A 16253-nucleotide genomic window follows, 5' to 3' on the forward strand; every position below is an offset into this window, starting at 1 on the left:
GGCAGCGGTCCGCTTCTACCCCTCCGCCCGCAGCGGCCGCATGAGGAGCGCCTCGATCGCCGCCTCGACATCGATCCTGCCGGCAAGGATTTCCGCGACTGACTGAGAGATCGGCATTTCAACCGATCGCTCGCGGGCGATCTCCATCAGGGCGGAGGCCGTGAAGGAGCCCTCCGCGAGCTTGCCATGCCTGGCCTCGCTCAAAGCTTCGCCACGCCCCAGAGCTTCGCCGAGAGCGAAGTTGCGCGATTGGTTGGAGCCGCAGGTCAGCACCAGATCGCCCAGCCCGGAGAGACCCATCAGAGTTTCGGTCCTCGCGCCCCAGGCGGCGCCGAGGCGCGTAAGCTCGGCAAATCCGCGCGCGATGAGAGCTGCGCCTGCGGAGGCGCCCAGCCCGCGGCCCGAAGCCATGCCGCAGGCGATCGCGAGCACATTCTTAACCGCTCCGCCGATTTCGACGCCGCGCACGTCCTGGGATCGATAAAGGCGAAAGCTGCGGCTAGACAATTGCTCCGCAAGCCACTGCGCGCGCGCTTCGCTATTGGCGGCGACTGTCACTGCGGTCGGCAAGCCTTTGCAGACGTCCGCCGCGAAGCTCGGGCCGGAAAGGACGGCGACCTCGACCTGGGGAGCCTCTTCAGCCACGACTTCGCTCATGAACGCGCGCGTGCCCTGCTCGATTCCCTTGGCGCAGATAACGAAGGCCGTTCCCGCTCGGAGGTGAGGACTCGCCGCTTTGACGACGCTGCGCACAGCCTGGGCCGGCGCTGCGCAAAGCACGATCTCGGCGGCATGGACTGCGGAAAGACTGTCGGTGGGCGCGACGGCTTCCGCGAGCCTCAAGCCGGGCAAGAAACGGGCGTTCTCGCGCTCCTGGGCGAGCGCCGCGATATGGGCCGCATCTCGGCCCCAGAGCGGAACCCGCTCGCGGCCGACGGCGGCCACGTTGGCGAGCGCGGTCCCCCAGGCGCCGGCTCCGAGCGTCATGACGCAAGCGCGCGTCATGGACTTGCAGACTTCCTGACGGCCGCCGCGGGTCGGTGGGCGGTTTCGAGCGGCCAACGCGGCTGCGGCGCAAAGGAAAGATCGTCGACGAACCCAAGCTTGAAACGCTCGAGGCCGGCGAAGGCGATCATGGCGCCGTTGTCCGCGCAAAGCTCAGGAGGCGGCATTGCGAGCCGCAACCCCGATTCCCCACAAAGCCGCGACAACGCCTCACGCAGCGCCATGTTGGCGCAGACGCCGCCGCCTATCGCCAAGCCTTGGAGGCGTTCGTCGGTTTTGCTGAAAATGCGCAGCGCCACGCGCAGCCGATCGATCACGACGTCCACGACGGCAGCCTGGAAGGAAGCGGCGAGATCGCGCCTGTCCACCTCGCTCAATGCGCCGCCCAAACGCAGAAGCGCCTGCCGCGCCGCAGTCTTCAGGCCGGAAAACGAGAAGTCGGCTTCCGGCCTGCCAATCATCGGCCGCGGAAAATCGAAGCGTTGCGCGTCACCTTGGCGAGCCAAGGCCTCCAGCTCTGGACCACCGGGGTACGGAAGACCCAGCATCTTGCCGACCTTGTCGAACGCCTCGCCCGCGGCGTCGTCCATCGTCGCGCCAATCCTTTGGTAGTCGCCGACGCCCCGCACCGCGACGATCTGCGTGTGGCCGCCCGAGGCGATCAGCGCGAGATAAGGAAAGCCCAAGCCCTCCGTGAGCCGGGCGGTGAGCGCATGCGCTTCGATATGATTGACCGCGATAAAAGGCTTTTTCGCCGCCAGCGCCAAGGCTTTGCCGGCCGTCAGTCCCACGAGCACGCCGCCGATGAGGCCGGGACCGGCCGCGGCCGCGATGGCGTCGAGCTGCCCGATTTCCGTCCGGGCGTCTGCGAGCGCGCGCCCGATAAGCCTGTCGAGGACCTCGATATGCGCCCGCGCGGCGATCTCAGGCACCACACCGCCATAGGCCGCGTGACGGGCGATCTGACTCATCACCTCATTGGAGAGAATCTCAGCGCCGACACCGCCCAGTTTTTCCTCGACGACGGCCGCAGCGGTCTCGTCGCAGGTCGATTCAATTCCAATTACGCGCATCGTCACCCTTTTGGCGCGAGCGGTGAATCGCGCAGCACATGCACCCCTTAGCGCGGTTTCCGCGCGAACGAAATCATATGAAGCAGCACCCGATCAAAAGCGAGGCGATTCCTCAAGAATGGGGCCCGCTCGGACGGAGACCCGCTTGCATCGCCGGCGCCGGTTGGGGTCGGCGAAATCAGAACAAAAGTGAACCGCGCGATCGGCTCAATAAAATTTTGTTTACCACTGTGGCTTTTCTGCAACAGTCAAAAGCTCTGGCGTGCTGTATTCACTGCCCGCCTCAAGCTTCAATCTTGGGGCGCGGCTCACAGCCCAAAGCGGTCCTTTTGTTTTTGGAGACAGCGAATGTGGTTGGTCGATTTTGAAATTTCCTCCAACTCAAAGCAAGGCAATCACGAGACGGCGTCCTCGAGTTCCCCCCTTCTTCGCAGGGAGCGGCTTTCCCGCGAATCACGCCCTTTCGCCGCGCACGTGATTTTTGACCCCTTTTTCCAGACGCGCCGCCGCAGTCTCTCGGAGGGACGAGCGTACAATCCCTATGCCGTTTGAGACCAGGGTTCGGAAGGCGCGAGGGGTTCGTTCAAGCCGATAAATACGAGTCCTCTCGATTGCGGTTAGCTCGCATTGGCCAACTTGACACGCCCCAGCGGGCGCGACATCAGTTCGGCCCAAGGCCTCGCGTGACGCCGCTCCGGCTGCGCCGCGCGCTGGTTCCCGCAAAGCTTTCGCAAAGAGAGCCACGATGAACCCGCAGTCCCGCAACGAGAAGCCGCCGCTCAAGATCTTGCTCTGTTCGCCGCGCGGCTTTTGCGCCGGCGTCGTGCGCGCCATAGACGCGGTCGAGCGGGCGCTGGCGGTCTACGGCGCGCCGGTCTACGTGCGCCACGAGATCGTCCACAACCGTTATGTCGTCGAAGCGTTGAAGGCGAAGGGCGCGATCTTCGTCGAGGCGCTCGCGGAAGTTCCCAACACCGAAGCGCCTGTGATCTTCTCGGCCCACGGCGTTCCGAAATCCGTTTCCGCGGAGGCGGCGGGGCGCAATCTGCTCGCGATAGACGCGACCTGCCCGCTCGTCACGAAGGTGCATCGCGAAGCCGAGATTCACCATCGACGCGGACGCCGCGTGCTGCTCGTTGGTCACGCCGGGCACCCAGAGGTCGTCGGCACGATGGGGCAGTTGCCCGAGGGCGCCGTGATGCTCATCGAATCCGTCGCCGACGTCGAGGCGCTCGCCCTCGGCGAGGAGGAAAACCTCGCTTATGCCACCCAGACCACGCTTTCTCTCGATGACTCTCAAGAGGTCATCGGAGCGCTGACCAAGCGCTTTCCGAACATCGTGGGGCCCCACAAAGAAGACATCTGCTACGCGACCACCAATCGCCAAGCGGCGGTGAAGCGCGTCGCCCCTCAAGTGGACGCGGTGCTCGTCGTCGGCTCGCCCAATTCCTCCAACTCGCAGAGGCTGCGCGAGGTCGCGGAGCGTTCCGGGGCGCCCGCCCGGCTCGTGCAGGGACGAAGCGAGATCGACTGGAAAGTCTTTGGCTCGGTCAGGAGGCTTGGCATCACGGCCGGCGCCTCCGCGCCCGAAGTGCTCGTCGAGGAGATCATGGACGCTTTCGCCGAGCGTTTCGAGATCACGGTCGAGACCATTTCGGCTGCCGACGAGAACGTCTCCTTCCCTCTCCCGCGCGAGCTTCGGGCCATCGCCTGACGCCTCCAGCCGGGGCGATGAGCTAATTCCCTCCCGATCGCCAGAGCGCCATGGCAGTTTACACGGAAGTCAGCGACGAAGAGCTCCTCACCTTCCTTGCCCGTTATGAGCTGGGAGCGCTGCTCTCCTGCAAGGGCATCGCCGAGGGCGTCGAGAATTCGAACTATTTTCTTCATCTGGAATCGGGCTATTTCATCCTCACGCTCTACGAGAAGCGGGTGGCTGAGCAGGATCTGCCTTTCTTCCTCTCCCTCATGGAGCACCTGTCGGCGCAAGGAGTCTCTTGCCCGCTGCCAGTCAAGGATCGCGAAGGCAAAGCCCTCGGACGGCTCGTGGGACGGCCGGCCGCGATTGTCACCTTCCTCGAAGGCTATGCGGTGCAGCATCCCAACGCGAGCAATTGCGCGGCGCTGGGCGAATCCATGGCGCGCTTCCACCTCGCCGGGGCTGGCTTTGGCCTAAGACGAGCCAATGCGCTTTCGCTTGACGGCTGGCGCGCGCTGTTTGCCGATCATGAGCATGAAGCCGACGGGGTCGAGCCAGGCATGGGGGCGCTCATTGCGGCCGAGCTTGCGGCGCTTGAGGAAAGCTGGCCGCGCGACCTTCCCTGCGGCGTCATCCACGCGGACCTCTTCCCCGACAACGTCTTTTTTCTCGGCGAGCGTGTCTCGGGACTGATCGACTTCTATTTCGCCTGCTGCGACGCCTTTGCTTATGATCTCGCGATCTCGTTCAACGCTTGGTGCTTCGACGCCGACTGGACGTATATTCCGGCGAAAGGCCGCGCGCTCGTGCAAGCCTATCAGCGCATTCGTCCGCTCGACGCGCGAGAGATTTCAGCCTTTCCCGTTCTTCTCCGCGGCGCCGCGCTGCGTTTCCTGCTCACGCGTTTCGTCGATGCGCTGTCGGTTCCGGAAGGCGCCCTCGTCCGCCCCAAGGACCCGCGCGAATATCTCGCAAAGCTTAAATTCCACAAGGGGACGAGCCATGTGCGCGACTACGATCTGGAGCTGTGATTGCTCGCTCGGCGGCGCAGGCCGTAGGCTAAGATGACGGGCGGCGTCGAGATCTGGACGGACGGCGCCTGCTCGGGCAATCCAGGGCCCGGCGGTTATGGCGCGATCCTGCGCTTTGGCGGTCGCGAGAAGGAAATTTCCGGCGGCGAGGATGCGACGACCAATAATCGTATGGAGCTGATGGCGGCGATCGCGGCGCTCGAAGCGCTGACGCGGCCTTGCGACGTGACGCTCCATACCGACTCCCAGTATCTGCGCAACGGCGTCACCCAGTGGATACGCGCCTGGAAGGCGCGAGGCTGGAAGACGGCCGACCGGAAACCGGTCAAAAACATCGATCTTTGGCAAAGGCTGGAGGCCGCCGCCGAGCGTCATCAAATCGATTGGCGCTGGGTCAAAGGCCATGCCGGCGACGCAATGAACGAACGCGTAGACGGGCTGGCGCGCAGCGCTGTGGAGCGGCGGCGGGGCGGCCGCGCTGAGACGACGCGTCTGACGGGCGACGCGGCGAAGCTCTCTTGATTGCACTGCCGACCCATCTCGGTCGGCGGAAGAGCACGCGAATTCTACAGGATTTCCAGCACCTTCTCCTTCGGCCGGCAAAGTCTCGCGCCTTTCGGCGTCTCGACGATCGGCCGTTCGATGAGCAGCGGGCGCTTCACCATGAAGTCGATCAGATCGGCTTCGCTCCACTTGGGGTCGTCGAGATTGAGCTCTTCATAAGGACCGCCTCGCTTCCTGAGCAGCTCGCGAGCCGAAATTCCCATCAGCGCCAAAAGCGACTTTAACTTTGCCGCGCTCGGGGGCGTCTTGAGATACTCGACGACGTTCAGCTCGACGCCGCGCTCGCGGAGCATGCCCAACACATTGCGCGAGGTTCCGCAGGCGGGATTGTGATAGATCGTGACCGTCATTCCGAGGGGGCTCCCAAAGTTTCGTTAGCCCTTAGCGCGCGCGACGAAAAAAAGACGCGGATAGTGCAGCAGGAGGCGACCGTCCGGTTGGCGATCGTAGGACGCCCCCAGTTCCTGTCGATAGCGCGCAAGGAAGACCGAGCGCTCCTCTTCGGTCAGAGGGTCGAGAAAGGGGCGCAACTCCGCGCCTTCGAACCATTCCACGATCTGGTCGGGTCCGTCGACAGGATGGATATAGCTCGTCTCCCAGATGTCGACGCGCGCGCAAAGCGGTGTCAGCAGCCGATAATATTCCTCCGCGGGGCCAATGGGCGGCCTCGACTTTGCGATGGGCAGGAGGCGATCGGCCCAGGGTCCCTCCGCCGAGATCATCCGCATCAGCGCATGCGACGCCTGATGCGTGCTGTTTGGCATTTGCACGGCGATGACGCCACTGGGCGCGAGCGTCGACACAAGGCGCTGGATCAGCGCATAGTGATCGGGCACGAAATGCAAAGCCGCATTGGCGAAGAGGAAGTCGGGCGGAGTTTCCGGGCGCCAGTGCGCGATGTCCGCCTGTATGAAGCTCGCCGAGGGAACCCGCGATTGGGCGACGTTCAGCATATTGCTCGAATTGTCGATGCCGATGATCGTGGCGTCGGGAAAGCGGCTGCGCAGCAGCAACGTGCTGTTGCCCGGCCCGCAGCCGAGATCGACGACGATTTTCGGCTCGAAGTCGGGCGCGCGTGACAGCAGATCGCGAGCCGCGCGCGTGCGCTCCTCCTCGAATTTCAGATAGAGTTCGGAACTCCATTCCAGCAAATCGACTCTCCCCCCTCCACGGAGAACTGATCCTCCGGCCGTCTCTGATCTGATAGGACGGCGCCGCCTACGCTCGCCGCTTTGTTCTGTCCGCCCCCCTTTCGCATGGGGAAGATTGCGAGGCGTCGCAGCGCGTCGTCCTTGTTAAGAAATAGATAGGCGTCGCCACTTTTTGAAGAGAGAGCATAGAGCGCCCTATGCCCTTGGTAAATCTGCTTAAACGCCGTCGCTGCCGAGAGAGCCGCCTGGAGCTTCGCTGAAAGGATCGATCCGCCGCGCGCCAAGGCCCTGTGGGGTCGCCGTCGACGCTCTCGCCTATCCTGCCCAAATTTCGACTACGGCCCTGCCGGCAAATTGGACAATTTGAGTCAGCTTCGATCTTGACTTTTGTGCGACGCAACATTATTAAAATTGCATCGCAGCGAGATTGCTCTTGCTTCGATGCCCTCCTTGGGCGTTTCCTCCCTAGACTCGGGCCACCGCCTCGTCGGTGGCCCCTTTTTTTGTCGCGAGCAGATGAAAGAAGGAGCCGCTGACGGTTCCCCTCCGCAGCCCGCAGCGACGCGCATCTTGCGAATAAGCGTCTCGAACCTCAGCGAATGCCTCACCTTCCTCGCGCAGGGTCACCGCGTAATGAAACTCGTGGCCATAGAGGATCGCCCCGCTCGCGCCGAGCGCATGCGGCGCGAGGAGAGTCGCCCGCCTGTAGCCAAGAGTGAGTTTGCGCTGCGAAAAACTCGTTTCGAGCCTAAGTAGGCCGGCCATCGCGTGTCTCGCGCCAACAGCGTCGACGAGGCCGTCGCCGAGCGCCATGTAGCCCCCGCATTCGCCATGCACCGGCCGATCCCGCGCGAAGCAACGCAAGCCTTCGAGGAAGACTTGCGCGGCGGCGATGCGGCCCGCGTGGAGTTCGGGGTATCCGCCGGCGAGCCAGCAGAAGTCGCAGGCTTCAGGGGGAGGCTCGTCGGCGAGGGGAGAGAAGAAAAAGAGCTCGGCGCCGGCCTCGCGCCAGCCCTCCAGCAGATGCGGATAATGGAAGGAAAAGGCCGCATCACGCGCGATGGCGATGCGCTGTCCAGGAGGCGTGGTTTGGATATCCTGCATTGCCTGTCGGCCCGCCCCTCCTGCGGCGCAAGCCAGGATCGCATCGAGATCGACATTCGTCTCGACGAAATCGGCGAGACCGTCGAGCCGCGCCGCGAGGCCCTCCGTCTCGGCGGCCTGCACGAGGCCCAGGTGGCGCTCCGGCAGCGCCAGGGCCTCGACCCTCGGAAGCGCGCCGAACACTGGAACGCCCAAAGCCTCAATGGCGTCGGAGCAAAGCTTACGATGTCGCTCGGAGGCGACCTTGTTCAGGACGACGCCGGCGATGGAAACGCGCGGATCATGCGCGGCCGCGCCGCGTGCGAGGACCGCAGCCGATTGTCCCTGCCCCGAAACGTCGAGAATGAGCACCACCGGCCAGCGCATGAGGCCCGCAATGTCAGCGGCGGCGCCGCTCGCAAAGTCCAGCGGCGGGGCCCCATCGAAGAGGCCCATAGCCCCTTCGGCGATCACGACGTCAGCCTGCTCGGCTGCGCGCGCGCAGAGATGGAAGAGCAGGCTTGCGTCCATCGCCCAACCGTCGAGGTTGATGCTGGCGCGCCCGGTCGCCGCGGCGTGGAAGGCGGGGTCGATGTAATCCGGACCGCATTTAGCGGGCGCGACCCTCAGACCTCGTCGCGTCAGGGCGCGCATGGCGCCGAGCGCCAGCGTGGTTTTGCCGGCGCCGGAACGCAGCGCGGCAAGGATGAGGCCCGGGGCGATATCAGGGGTCACGCCGACGTCTTATCGCGAGGACAGGCCTTTGGCCAAGCGCCGGAAAAGAGCGCGAGGGTTGGGTCGCGTCGACGGAGCATCCGCTCGTCATCGTGACCTGCGCGCCTATTTCTCAAGGGCGACATCACAGCCGACGCAGCGGCGGCGGGACGTTCGGCCAGTCGGAGGTCTTTGAGATGCCAGACATCAACACAGAAAAAGTCTGCTTCGTCATCGTCAAGGCGCGCGAGCTCGAATGCGAGGACGAAGGCGTCGACGCCGACGCCTCCAATGAGACAGACGACAAATTCACGAGCATCATGACGGAGGAGGCCTATCAGACGGTGCGCGCCGAGGTGAAGGCCGCGATCGACTCGATGGATGAGGACGAGCAATGCGAGCTCGTGGCGCTCGCCTGGGTCGGCCGCGGCGATTTCTCCGCCGAGGAATGGAAAGCCGCGGTCAAAGAGGCGCGCGAGAGACGCAAAGGCCCGACCTCGGCCTATCTGCTCGGCATCCCGCTGCTCTCGTCCTTTCTTGAAGACGGACTCGCGGAATTCGGCGAGAGCTGCGAGGGCTATGCGACAGACCGCCAGTAGGCGGGTCTTCGCGCCGCAAGGACGCCGGCCGAGCCCTCCCTTGCTCGCCCCGCGCGGCGCATCGGCCTCATTGACGCGCCCGCTTTCGCGGCCCATGTTCCTTCTCGCCAGGGGAGCCCCGCCCGAGATCGTCGCCGGGGCTGAGAGGCCGAGGGCGCGCTGCTTCGGGCGCGGGTCGGCGACCCTTCGAACCTGATCCGGTTGGAACCGGCGGAGGGAGGGCCCTTGATCCCTATACGAGAGCGGCCCGGCGATGCGCGTTGAAGTGGTTGGCGCCGGCGTCGCGGGGCTTACGGTCGCCTATGAGATTGCCCGCCGAGGATTAGAGAGCGGCGTTGCTGTCGCGCTCGTCGAGCGCGAGCCGGCTCCCGGCCGCGGCTGCTCACGCTACGCTGGCGGCATGATCGCGCCCTGGTGCGAGCTCGAGACCGCCGAGCCGATCGTCGCCCAGCTCGGCCAGGAGGCGCTCGATTTCTGGACCACGGACGTTCCGGTCGCGACCACGAATGGGAGCCTCGTCGTCGCAGCCCCCCGCGAAAGGGCCGAGCTTCTCGACTTTTCGCGCCGAACGGAAAATTTCCAGTCGCTGGACGTCGCAGCGCTCGGCGAGCTTGAGCCCGATTTAGCGGAGCGTTTCGACTCCGCCCTTTTCTTCGCGAAGGAGGCGCATCTCGATCCAGCGCTCGCCATGACGGCGCTCGCCGAAAGGCTGGGCGAATTGCCGAACGTTACGCTCCGCTTCGACGCGTCGCCCTCGGGCGACGCGGATTGGACCGTGGATTGCCGGGGCTTCGCGGCCCGCGACGCGTTCAAGAACCTCCGCGGCGTCAAGGGCGAAATGCTCGTTCTGCGCACGCGCGAAATCACGCTCTCTCGCCCGGTGCGCATGCTGCACCCGAAGCGCCCGGCCTACGTCGTCCCGCGCGGTCAAGGACTCTTCATGATCGGCGCGACGATGATCGAGAACGAGGAGCAACCCCGCGTCACCGCGCGTTCCCTCGTGGAGCTCGTCAACACCGCCTATGCAATCCATCCGGCCTTCGCGGAAGCCGAGATCGTCGAGACGGGCTCGGACCTGCGGCCGGCATTCCCCGATAATCTGCCGCGGCTGACCCGGCGCGGCAAAACGCTCTATGTAAACGGGCTTTTTCGACACGGCTTTCTCCTCGCCCCCGCGCTGGCGCGCCGCGCCGCGCGCATGCTGCTCGAGGACGCCTGGTTCGAGGAGATATGCAATGAATATCCGAATTAATGGCGAGATGCGCACGGTTGCGGCCGTCACGCTTGAAGCGCTGCTCGCCGAGCTCGACTATGGCGACGGGCCTTACGCCACGGCGCTCAATCGCGAATTCGTGCGTAAAGACGCACGCGCCCAGACGAGGCTGAAGGAAGGCGACTGCGTGGAGATCGTCTCGCCCAAGCAGGGGGGTTAGGACTTCTTGGACTCGCTGACGCTCTATGGCGAAAGTTTCTCGTCGCGGCTGTTGCTCGGCACGGCGCGTTATCCTTCGCCCGCCATTCTTGCGAAGGCGATCGAGGCGTCGCGGGCTGAGATCGTCACTGTCTCGCTACGCCGCGAAGCGGGGCGCGCGCGCGGCGGCGAGACCTTTTGGGAGCTCGTGCGCGCCTCCGGCGCCCGGGTGCTGCCAAACACCGCGGGCTGCCGCACCGCGAAGGAAGCCATTGTCACCGCGCAAATGGCGCGCGAAGTCTTCGGCACGGAGTGGATCAAGCTCGAGGTGACGGGCGACGAGGATCTCCTGCAGCCGGAGCCATTCGGCCTCGTCGAAGCTGCGCGCGCGCTTTCGAACGAAGGGTTTCGCGTCTTCCCCTATACGACGGAGGACCTTTCGGTCGCCGAAAGGCTCCTCGAGGCGGGCTGCCGGGTGCTGATGCCCTGGGCCGCGCCGATCGGCTCAGGACGTGGAATCAACAATCTCTTCGGCCTCCGGGCTTTGCGCGCGCGCTTCAAGGACACGCCCCTTATCGTCGATGCGGGGCTCGGCGCCCCCTCCCATGCGGCGGCGGTCTTGGAGCTTGGCTTCGACGCCGCGCTGCTGAACACGGCCGTGGCGCGCGCTGCGGACCCTGTCGAGATGGCGCGGGCCTTCGCTCTGGCGATCGACGCGGGAAGGCGCGCGCATCGGGCCGGGCTCATGACCCCGCGCGACTTCGCGGAAGCGTCAACCCCCGTGCTGGGTCGCGCCTTTGCCGAGGACGGGGCGTGAAGCTCGATCCTTTTTATCTGATCGTCGATGATGCGCTTTGGCTCGAACGCCTGCTGCCTTTGGGCGTGAAGCTCGTGCAGCTGCGCATCAAGGATCGAACCGATGGCGAGTTGCGCGACGCCATTCGCGCATCCTTGCGCCTGTGCGCCCGCCATGGCGCCACGCTCATCGTCAATGACTACTGGCGGCTGGCGATCGAAGAAGGATGCGATTTCGTGCATCTCGGCCAAGGCGATCTGGACAGCGCGGATCTCGAGGCGATCAGAGCCGCGGGCGTCAGGCTGGGCGTCTCCACCCATGACGAAGCGGAGCTCGATAGAGCGCTTGCGCTTTCCCCGAACTATATCGCTCTCGGCCCGATCTATCCGACAGTGCTGAAGGCGATGACCGTTGCGCCTCAAGGCCTCGCGCGGATCGGCGAATGGAAGGCGAAGCTCGGGGCGATCCCGCTCGTCGCCATTGGCGGGCTGACGCCCGAACGCGCTCAGGCCTGCTTGAAAGCCGGCGCCGACAGCGCTTGCGTCGTGACCGACGTGCTCCGTCACGCCAATCCCGAAGCACGCGCGCAGCAATGGCTCGCTGCGACGGCGTTGTTACGATGAGCGGGAAACTTGCGCCGACGCGATCTGTTCGTCTGCGCGGCGCTGAAGAGCGTTTGTCACCAAGAGAAATTAAGGCCCCGCAGCGCTGGGCTGACGGGGCCGTCACTTTTCGCTCTGTAGCGAAGTTTCTGGAGGTTTGACCAGTGAGTTCCTCATCCGGCGCCGTTAGGCCATGCAGCCAGGTATCGGATAGAGGCTAGGTAAGCTCGAATCTGAGAGCCCCACAGACCGGCGTCCCGGACCTCGGGGCTTAGTGTCCCGGCGCGTTCGCGCCTGACCCTACTCAACCCGGTGGCGTCACGCTCCTCTCGCAGGCGTTGCGAAAGTCCGGCGCTCAAGGGGCGCCGTCGAGGCTGTCCGCGACCCGGTCAGAGGTCCCGCTCGACCGATGCTCGCCGCCATCCGAGAATGTATCGCATCCACGAGGCGACCGCGAACGAGTAACAGATTGAGCTTTTATGACGATTCGGTCAAGTGAATAATTGACGCAGCCTGTTGTTGCGCGAGGATTTGTCCGCTCGGGCGTCTTCGGTGTGATAATAAGCTGGCGACGCTATTGTTCGGACCTCGTCGCAGCCGCCGGACCGCGCGGAGAGTCGAGACCCATCAACCGAAAAGTTGGAGGCAAGCATGAAAACTCTCTGCCTAGCGCTTCTTGCGACGCTCGCCATGAGCTGCGCCCACGCGCAGGAAGTGAACGACTGCGCCGCCAAGGCGGCGGAGAAGAAGCTCGCAGGGGCTGCGCTCAAGAGCTTCGTGACGAAATGCGAGAAAGACTCTTGCAACGCCGCCGCGACGGAAAAAAAGCTCGCTGGCGCGGCGCGCACAAGCTTTGTCACGAAATGCGTGAAGGACGCGGCGGCGCACTGACCGCAGATCGGTATCGCGCCCTTTTCTGACGCTCCCCAACACGCGCGAGCAGACTCCCGTAAACCTGCGCCACAGGTCGACGGCTTGTGGCGCAGGCGTCATTTAATAGCGGCGTCGCCGCCGTGAGAAATATTCCCCGCAACGGCGCCTTCAGGCGCGTCCGAGGAGCAAAGCATGACCTTTAAGACGATCGAGATCGAACGCCACGGACGGGCGGCGCTGATACGCTTAAATCGCCCAGAAGCGCTGAATGCTCTGAACAGCGAGCTCATCGCCGAGCTCGACAGTGCATTGAGCGATTTCGAAAGCGATCCGGAAATCGGTTGCGTGGTCCTCACCGGCTCGGAAAAAGCCTTTGCCGCCGGCGCAGACATAAAGGAAATGCGAGACAAGAATTTTGCGGAGGCGTTGCTAGAGAATTTCCTCGGTCGCTGGGACACCGTGGCTCGCGCCCGCAAGCCGATCATCGCCGCGGTTTCAGGCTTCGCTCTCGGCGGCGGCTGTGAGCTGGCGATGATGTGCGACTTCATTTTGGCGTCGGAGTCGGCGCAGTTTGGCCAGCCCGAAATCAAGCTCGGCGTCATGCCCGGCGCGGGCGGCACACAACGTCTGACTCGCGCGGTGGGCAAGGCGAAGGCGATGGATCTGTGTCTCACGGGCCGCATGATGGACGCTCAGGAAGCCGAACGCGCAGGCCTCGTCGCGCGCGTCCTGCCGGCGGCGGAGCTTCTGCCCGAAGCGATCAAGACCTCGCAACGCATCGCGGCAATGTCCGCGCCGGCCGTGCTTTCGGTCAAGGAAGCCGTGAATCGAGCCTTCGAAACCTCGCTTGCGGAGGGTGTCCGGTTCGAGCGCCGGGCCTTCCACGCCTTGTTCGCGACGCATGATCAAAAGGAAGGAATGGCCGCATTCATCGAGAAACGCCCGCCGCAGTTCCAGAACCGTTAAGGGCCAGCTTTCGCGCGGACTGGTTAACCTTTGTAACTAAAACGTTTTTAGCGTTTACGCGGCGGCGCGCGATGGGGACCCGATCCAACCCCACCTACCCTTGACCGCAAATTCGTGCTGGAAAGTTTCCGTGAGACCTGATTCGCGCCCGCTCCTCTCCATCGTCGCGCCGCTCTACAATGAGGAGCGCAATTTGCGCCCGTTGGTTTTGCGTCTCGTTCCCGTGTTGGAGGGGCTCGGATTACCGTTTGAGGCGCTTTTTGTCGATGACGGGTCGACCGACGGCACGCTCGAGGCGCTGCGAGAGCTCTGCGCCGCCGACCCACGCTTGAAGGCCATCTCCTTCAGTCGGAACTTTGGAAAGGAAATCGCGATCGCGGCGGGCCTCGACCACGCGCGGGGCGCAGCGGTGGTCGTGATGGACTCCGATCTCCAGCATCCCCCGGAGATTATTCCCCTCTTCGTAGAAAAATGGCGAGCGGGATATGAAAACGTCTACGGAGAACGCGTCGACCGGGCGTCGGATCCGCGGATTCGGGTCGCGCTAACGAGAATCTTCTACACGCTGATCGACCACATCGGAGACGTCGTGATGCCAGCGGGCGCAGGCGACTTCCGATTGCTCGACCGCAAGGCTGTCGACGCGCTTTGCGCCATGCGCGAACGCGCTCGCTTCAACAAGGGGCTGTTTGCTTGGATCGGCTTCAAGACGATCGGCGTGCCCTTTATGGTTGAGCAGCGCGCGCATGGCGCTTCCACGTTCAACTTCGCCCGCCTGCTTCGGTTTGCGCTCGACGGGGTGATGTCCTTTTCCTCAATTCCCCTGCGGATGTGGACTTTTTTCGGCCTGCTGATTTCCGGCTGCGCCCTGGCGATGGCCGCCTGGTTCTTCTTCAAGACGATGATCCTCGGGGTCGACACGCCCGGATTCGCAACCTTGATCGTGTCGATCGCCTTCTTCTCGGGCGTGCAGTTGATCTCGCTCGGCGTGATCGGCGAGTATATCGGTCGCATCTTTTCGGAAGTGAAGGGCAGACCGCTCTATCTCGTGGCCGAGCGTATCGGGAGCCACAATCAAGGCGGGCCCCTGCAGCCGGCGCAAGGTCCAAACGACACCCCATGATTCGCAATCTCGTCTCCGTTGGCGGCTTCACGCTTCTTTCACGCGTGACCGGCTTTCTCAGCCAGATGGTTCAAGCCGCGGTGCTCGGCGCGACAGAGATTTCCGACGCCTTCATCATCGCGCAAAGGCTACCGAGCAGCTTTCGCAGCATTTTCGGCGAAGGCGCGTTCAACACCGCTTACGTCCCCTGCTACTCGGAGGCGCTCGAGCATGAGGGCGCTGAAAGCGCCAAGGAGTTCGCCTCTCAAGTCTTCTCGCTGCTGCTCGCGAGCCAAGCCTTGATATTGATCCTCGCCTGGATTTTCACGCCGCAGCTCGTCGCGGTCATGGCGCCCGGATTGAGCGACCGGCCCGAAAAATTTGCGATCACGGTCATGCTGACGCGCATCGCATTCCCTTATCTCGCCTGCATGGTGCTCTTCACGCTGCACCAAGGCACGCTCAACGCGCATGGATATTTCGCCCTCCCGGCCTTTGCGCCGAGCCTCATGAACATAGGGGTCATGCTGGGTCTCGGCATTGGCCTCTTCTTCCTGAACTCGGCAGTCGCCGCGACCCTCGGCTTTGTCCTTTCCGGCTTCGCCCAGCTCGGCCTCCTCATGTGGTCGGCGCATCGGCATGGGCTTCTGGAGCGAATTGCGCCTGTGCGTTGGAGACGCGTGCGGGAATTCCTCCTGAGGCTGGGTCCGGCGGTCATCGGCTCCGCGAGCGGACAGATCGCGATCTTCGTCGACACGATCCTCGCGTCCATGCTCCCCGACGGCGTGGTGTCGTCGATCCAATATGCCGACCGACTCTACCAGCTTCCCAACGGCCTCATCGGCGTCGCGGCCGGAACTGTATTATTGCCCGAAATGAGCCGGCGCCTCGCCGCCGGCGACGAAGCAGGCGCCAAGCGCGCGCAAAATGCGACCATGGCGCTCACCATTATGGCGGCCTTCCCTTTCTTCGTGGCGTTTATCAGCCTGCCGGAAGTGATCGTCGCAGGGATCTACATGCACGGAAAATTCGGGGTCGCGGCGACATACGCTTCGGCTGACGTGCTTGCAGCTTACGGAGGGGGACTCCCCGCCCTGGTGCTTGTCGCATCTGCGAAAGCAAGCTTTCAGGCGAGAGGCGACACGCGCACGCCCATGCTGATCGCGCTCGCGGCGCTCGCCGTCAATATCGCGCTGAAAGTCGCTCTTATCCATCCGATGGGGGCGCCGGGGCTTGCGATCGCGACGGCGATCGGCCTCTGGATCAACCTCGGCGCGCTTATCGGCATAGCGATGTCGCGCGGGATCATGCGGTTTGACGCGCTGTTTGCAAAGTCTCTGCTCGCCACTGGCGCGGCTTCTGCGTCGCTGATCATCGCAGCGCAACTGTGTCGCGGACCTGCGCTGGATCTCGGGCGCGCCTTTGGACCCCTTGCCAATCTCGTCGCGCTTATCGCGCTGTCGATCCTCGGAGGCCTCGTCTACTTTGGCGTGCTCATCGGGCTTCTCCGGCTGCTGGGCGTCCGGCTCTCCGCTCTGCGCGGCGCGGATCCGGGCATGAGATGAGGTAGGGGCGCCGGTTTAC

17 protein-coding genes are annotated in these 16253 nt (G+C 64.1%); 12 read left to right on the forward strand and 5 right to left on the reverse strand.

What is annotated here, in order from left to right; translation table 11 throughout:
* Positions 1 to 15 precede the first annotated feature (15 nt).
* The gene (locus tag QMG80_RS19255; protein WP_085770633.1) at positions 16 to 1005 is read right to left on the reverse strand and encodes an NAD(P)H-dependent glycerol-3-phosphate dehydrogenase; all 990 of its coding nucleotides are present in this window, start codon (positions 1003 to 1005) and stop codon (positions 16 to 18) included.
* Positions 1002 to 2078, reverse strand: coding sequence for a tRNA (adenosine(37)-N6)-threonylcarbamoyltransferase complex transferase subunit TsaD (tsaD, locus tag QMG80_RS19260; protein WP_085770634.1), 1077 nt, complete (start codon positions 2076 to 2078; stop codon positions 1002 to 1004). The genes QMG80_RS19255 and tsaD overlap by 4 nt, the downstream gene beginning before the upstream one ends.
* Positions 2079 to 2823: 745 nt before the next feature.
* Between tsaD and ispH the strand changes: the two genes are divergently transcribed.
* The 3 genes from ispH to rnhA are packed head-to-tail and all read left to right on the forward strand — an operon-like array spanning position 2824 to position 5330.
* On the forward strand, positions 2824 to 3792 hold the full coding sequence (gene ispH, locus QMG80_RS19265) for a 4-hydroxy-3-methylbut-2-enyl diphosphate reductase (RefSeq protein WP_085770636.1): 969 nt from the start codon (positions 2824 to 2826) through the stop codon (positions 3790 to 3792).
* Positions 3793 to 3842: 50 nt separating this feature from the next.
* Positions 3843 to 4808 (forward strand): homoserine kinase, encoded by a 966-nt coding sequence (gene thrB, locus QMG80_RS19270; protein WP_085770637.1) that lies wholly within the window; start codon positions 3843 to 3845, stop codon positions 4806 to 4808.
* Positions 4809 to 4841: 33 nt separating this feature from the next.
* Positions 4842 to 5330 carry a ribonuclease HI gene (rnhA, locus tag QMG80_RS19275; RefSeq protein WP_085770638.1) on the forward strand — a complete coding sequence of 163 codons (489 nt, stop codon included), beginning with the start codon at positions 4842 to 4844 and terminating at the stop codon, positions 5328 to 5330.
* 44 nt (positions 5331 to 5374) lie between these two features.
* On the opposite strand, the gene arsC is transcribed toward rnhA, so the two are convergent.
* From arsC to QMG80_RS19290, 3 genes are all read right to left on the reverse strand, one after another.
* On the reverse strand, positions 5375 to 5722 hold the full coding sequence (gene arsC, locus QMG80_RS19280) for an arsenate reductase (glutaredoxin) (protein WP_085770639.1): 348 nt from the start codon (positions 5720 to 5722) through the stop codon (positions 5375 to 5377).
* Between the two features lie 24 nt (positions 5723 to 5746).
* A complete protein-coding gene (gene tam, locus QMG80_RS19285; RefSeq protein WP_085770640.1) occupies positions 5747 to 6523 on the reverse strand; it encodes a trans-aconitate 2-methyltransferase in 777 nt (258 codons plus the stop codon).
* Positions 6524 to 6988: 465 nt separating this feature from the next.
* The gene (locus QMG80_RS19290; RefSeq protein ID WP_085770642.1) at positions 6989 to 8341 is read right to left on the reverse strand and encodes a cobyrinic acid a,c-diamide synthase CobB; all 1353 of its coding nucleotides are present in this window, start codon (positions 8339 to 8341) and stop codon (positions 6989 to 6991) included.
* 176 nt (positions 8342 to 8517) lie between these two features.
* Here QMG80_RS19290 and QMG80_RS19295 point away from each other — a divergent pair, with 176 nt between their 5' ends.
* The 9 genes from QMG80_RS19295 to murJ all read left to right on the forward strand — a co-directional run bounded on the left by QMG80_RS19295 (position 8518) and on the right by murJ (position 16234).
* Positions 8518 to 8919, forward strand: a complete 402-nt coding sequence (locus tag QMG80_RS19295) for a DUF3775 domain-containing protein (protein ID WP_085770643.1) — start codon at positions 8518 to 8520, stop codon at positions 8917 to 8919.
* Positions 8920 to 9172: 253 nt separating this feature from the next.
* On the forward strand, positions 9173 to 10171 hold the full coding sequence (locus QMG80_RS19300) for an FAD-dependent oxidoreductase (protein ID WP_085770644.1): 999 nt from the start codon (positions 9173 to 9175) through the stop codon (positions 10169 to 10171).
* Complete coding sequence (gene thiS, locus QMG80_RS19305; protein WP_085770645.1) at positions 10155 to 10352, forward strand: sulfur carrier protein ThiS; 198 nt, start codon at positions 10155 to 10157, stop codon at positions 10350 to 10352. Before QMG80_RS19300 ends, thiS begins: the two co-directional genes overlap by 17 nt.
* Positions 10353 to 10367: 15 nt before the next feature.
* On the forward strand, positions 10368 to 11147 hold the full coding sequence (locus QMG80_RS19310) for a thiazole synthase (protein ID WP_102938169.1): 780 nt from the start codon (positions 10368 to 10370) through the stop codon (positions 11145 to 11147).
* Positions 11144 to 11749 carry a thiamine phosphate synthase gene (locus tag QMG80_RS19315; protein WP_085770647.1) on the forward strand — a complete coding sequence of 202 codons (606 nt, stop codon included), beginning with the start codon at positions 11144 to 11146 and terminating at the stop codon, positions 11747 to 11749. The genes QMG80_RS19310 and QMG80_RS19315 overlap by 4 nt, the downstream gene beginning before the upstream one ends.
* A 630-nt stretch (positions 11750 to 12379) precedes the next feature.
* Positions 12380 to 12619 (forward strand): PsiF family protein, encoded by a 240-nt coding sequence (locus tag QMG80_RS19320; protein WP_085770648.1) that lies wholly within the window; start codon positions 12380 to 12382, stop codon positions 12617 to 12619.
* A 174-nt stretch (positions 12620 to 12793) separates the two neighbouring features.
* Positions 12794 to 13567: an enoyl-CoA hydratase gene (locus QMG80_RS19325; RefSeq protein WP_085770649.1), complete on the forward strand. Its 774-nt coding sequence runs from the start codon at positions 12794 to 12796 to the stop codon at positions 13565 to 13567.
* A 130-nt stretch (positions 13568 to 13697) separates the two neighbouring features.
* Positions 13698 to 14690, forward strand: a complete 993-nt coding sequence (locus QMG80_RS19330) for a glycosyltransferase family 2 protein (RefSeq protein ID WP_085770650.1) — start codon at positions 13698 to 13700, stop codon at positions 14688 to 14690.
* Entirely contained in the window at positions 14687 to 16234 is a 1548-nt protein-coding gene (gene murJ, locus QMG80_RS19335; RefSeq protein WP_085770651.1) for a murein biosynthesis integral membrane protein MurJ, read from the forward strand. The genes QMG80_RS19330 and murJ overlap by 4 nt, the downstream gene beginning before the upstream one ends.
* The last annotated feature ends 19 nt before the right edge of the window (positions 16235 to 16253 follow it).

The organism is Methylocystis bryophila (assembly GCF_027925445.1).
GTDB classification, from domain to species: domain Bacteria; phylum Pseudomonadota; class Alphaproteobacteria; order Rhizobiales; family Beijerinckiaceae; genus Methylocystis; species Methylocystis bryophila.

Bases quoted from the DNA above. Each gene is read 5' to 3' on its own strand.
- QMG80_RS19255 (WP_085770633.1), bottom strand. From the start codon at position 1,005: ATGACGCGCGCTTGCGTCATGACGCTCGGAGCCGGCGCCTGGGGGACC.
- tsaD (WP_085770634.1), bottom strand. From the start codon at position 2,078: ATGCGCGTAATTGGAATTGAATCGACCTGCGACGAGACCGCTGCGGCC.
- ispH (WP_085770636.1), top strand. From the start codon at position 2,824: ATGAACCCGCAGTCCCGCAACGAGAAGCCGCCGCTCAAGATCTTGCTC.
- thrB (WP_085770637.1), top strand. From the start codon at position 3,843: ATGGCAGTTTACACGGAAGTCAGCGACGAAGAGCTCCTCACCTTCCTT.
- rnhA (WP_085770638.1), top strand. From the start codon at position 4,842: ATGACGGGCGGCGTCGAGATCTGGACGGACGGCGCCTGCTCGGGCAAT.
- arsC (WP_085770639.1), bottom strand. From the start codon at position 5,722: ATGACGGTCACGATCTATCACAATCCCGCCTGCGGAACCTCGCGCAAT.
- QMG80_RS19295 (WP_085770643.1), top strand. From the start codon at position 8,518: ATGCCAGACATCAACACAGAAAAAGTCTGCTTCGTCATCGTCAAGGCG.
- QMG80_RS19300 (WP_085770644.1), top strand. From the start codon at position 9,173: ATGCGCGTTGAAGTGGTTGGCGCCGGCGTCGCGGGGCTTACGGTCGCC.
- thiS (WP_085770645.1), top strand. From the start codon at position 10,155: ATGAATATCCGAATTAATGGCGAGATGCGCACGGTTGCGGCCGTCACG.
- QMG80_RS19320 (WP_085770648.1), top strand. From the start codon at position 12,380: ATGAAAACTCTCTGCCTAGCGCTTCTTGCGACGCTCGCCATGAGCTGC.
- QMG80_RS19325 (WP_085770649.1), top strand. From the start codon at position 12,794: ATGACCTTTAAGACGATCGAGATCGAACGCCACGGACGGGCGGCGCTG.
- murJ (WP_085770651.1), top strand. From the start codon at position 14,687: ATGATTCGCAATCTCGTCTCCGTTGGCGGCTTCACGCTTCTTTCACGC.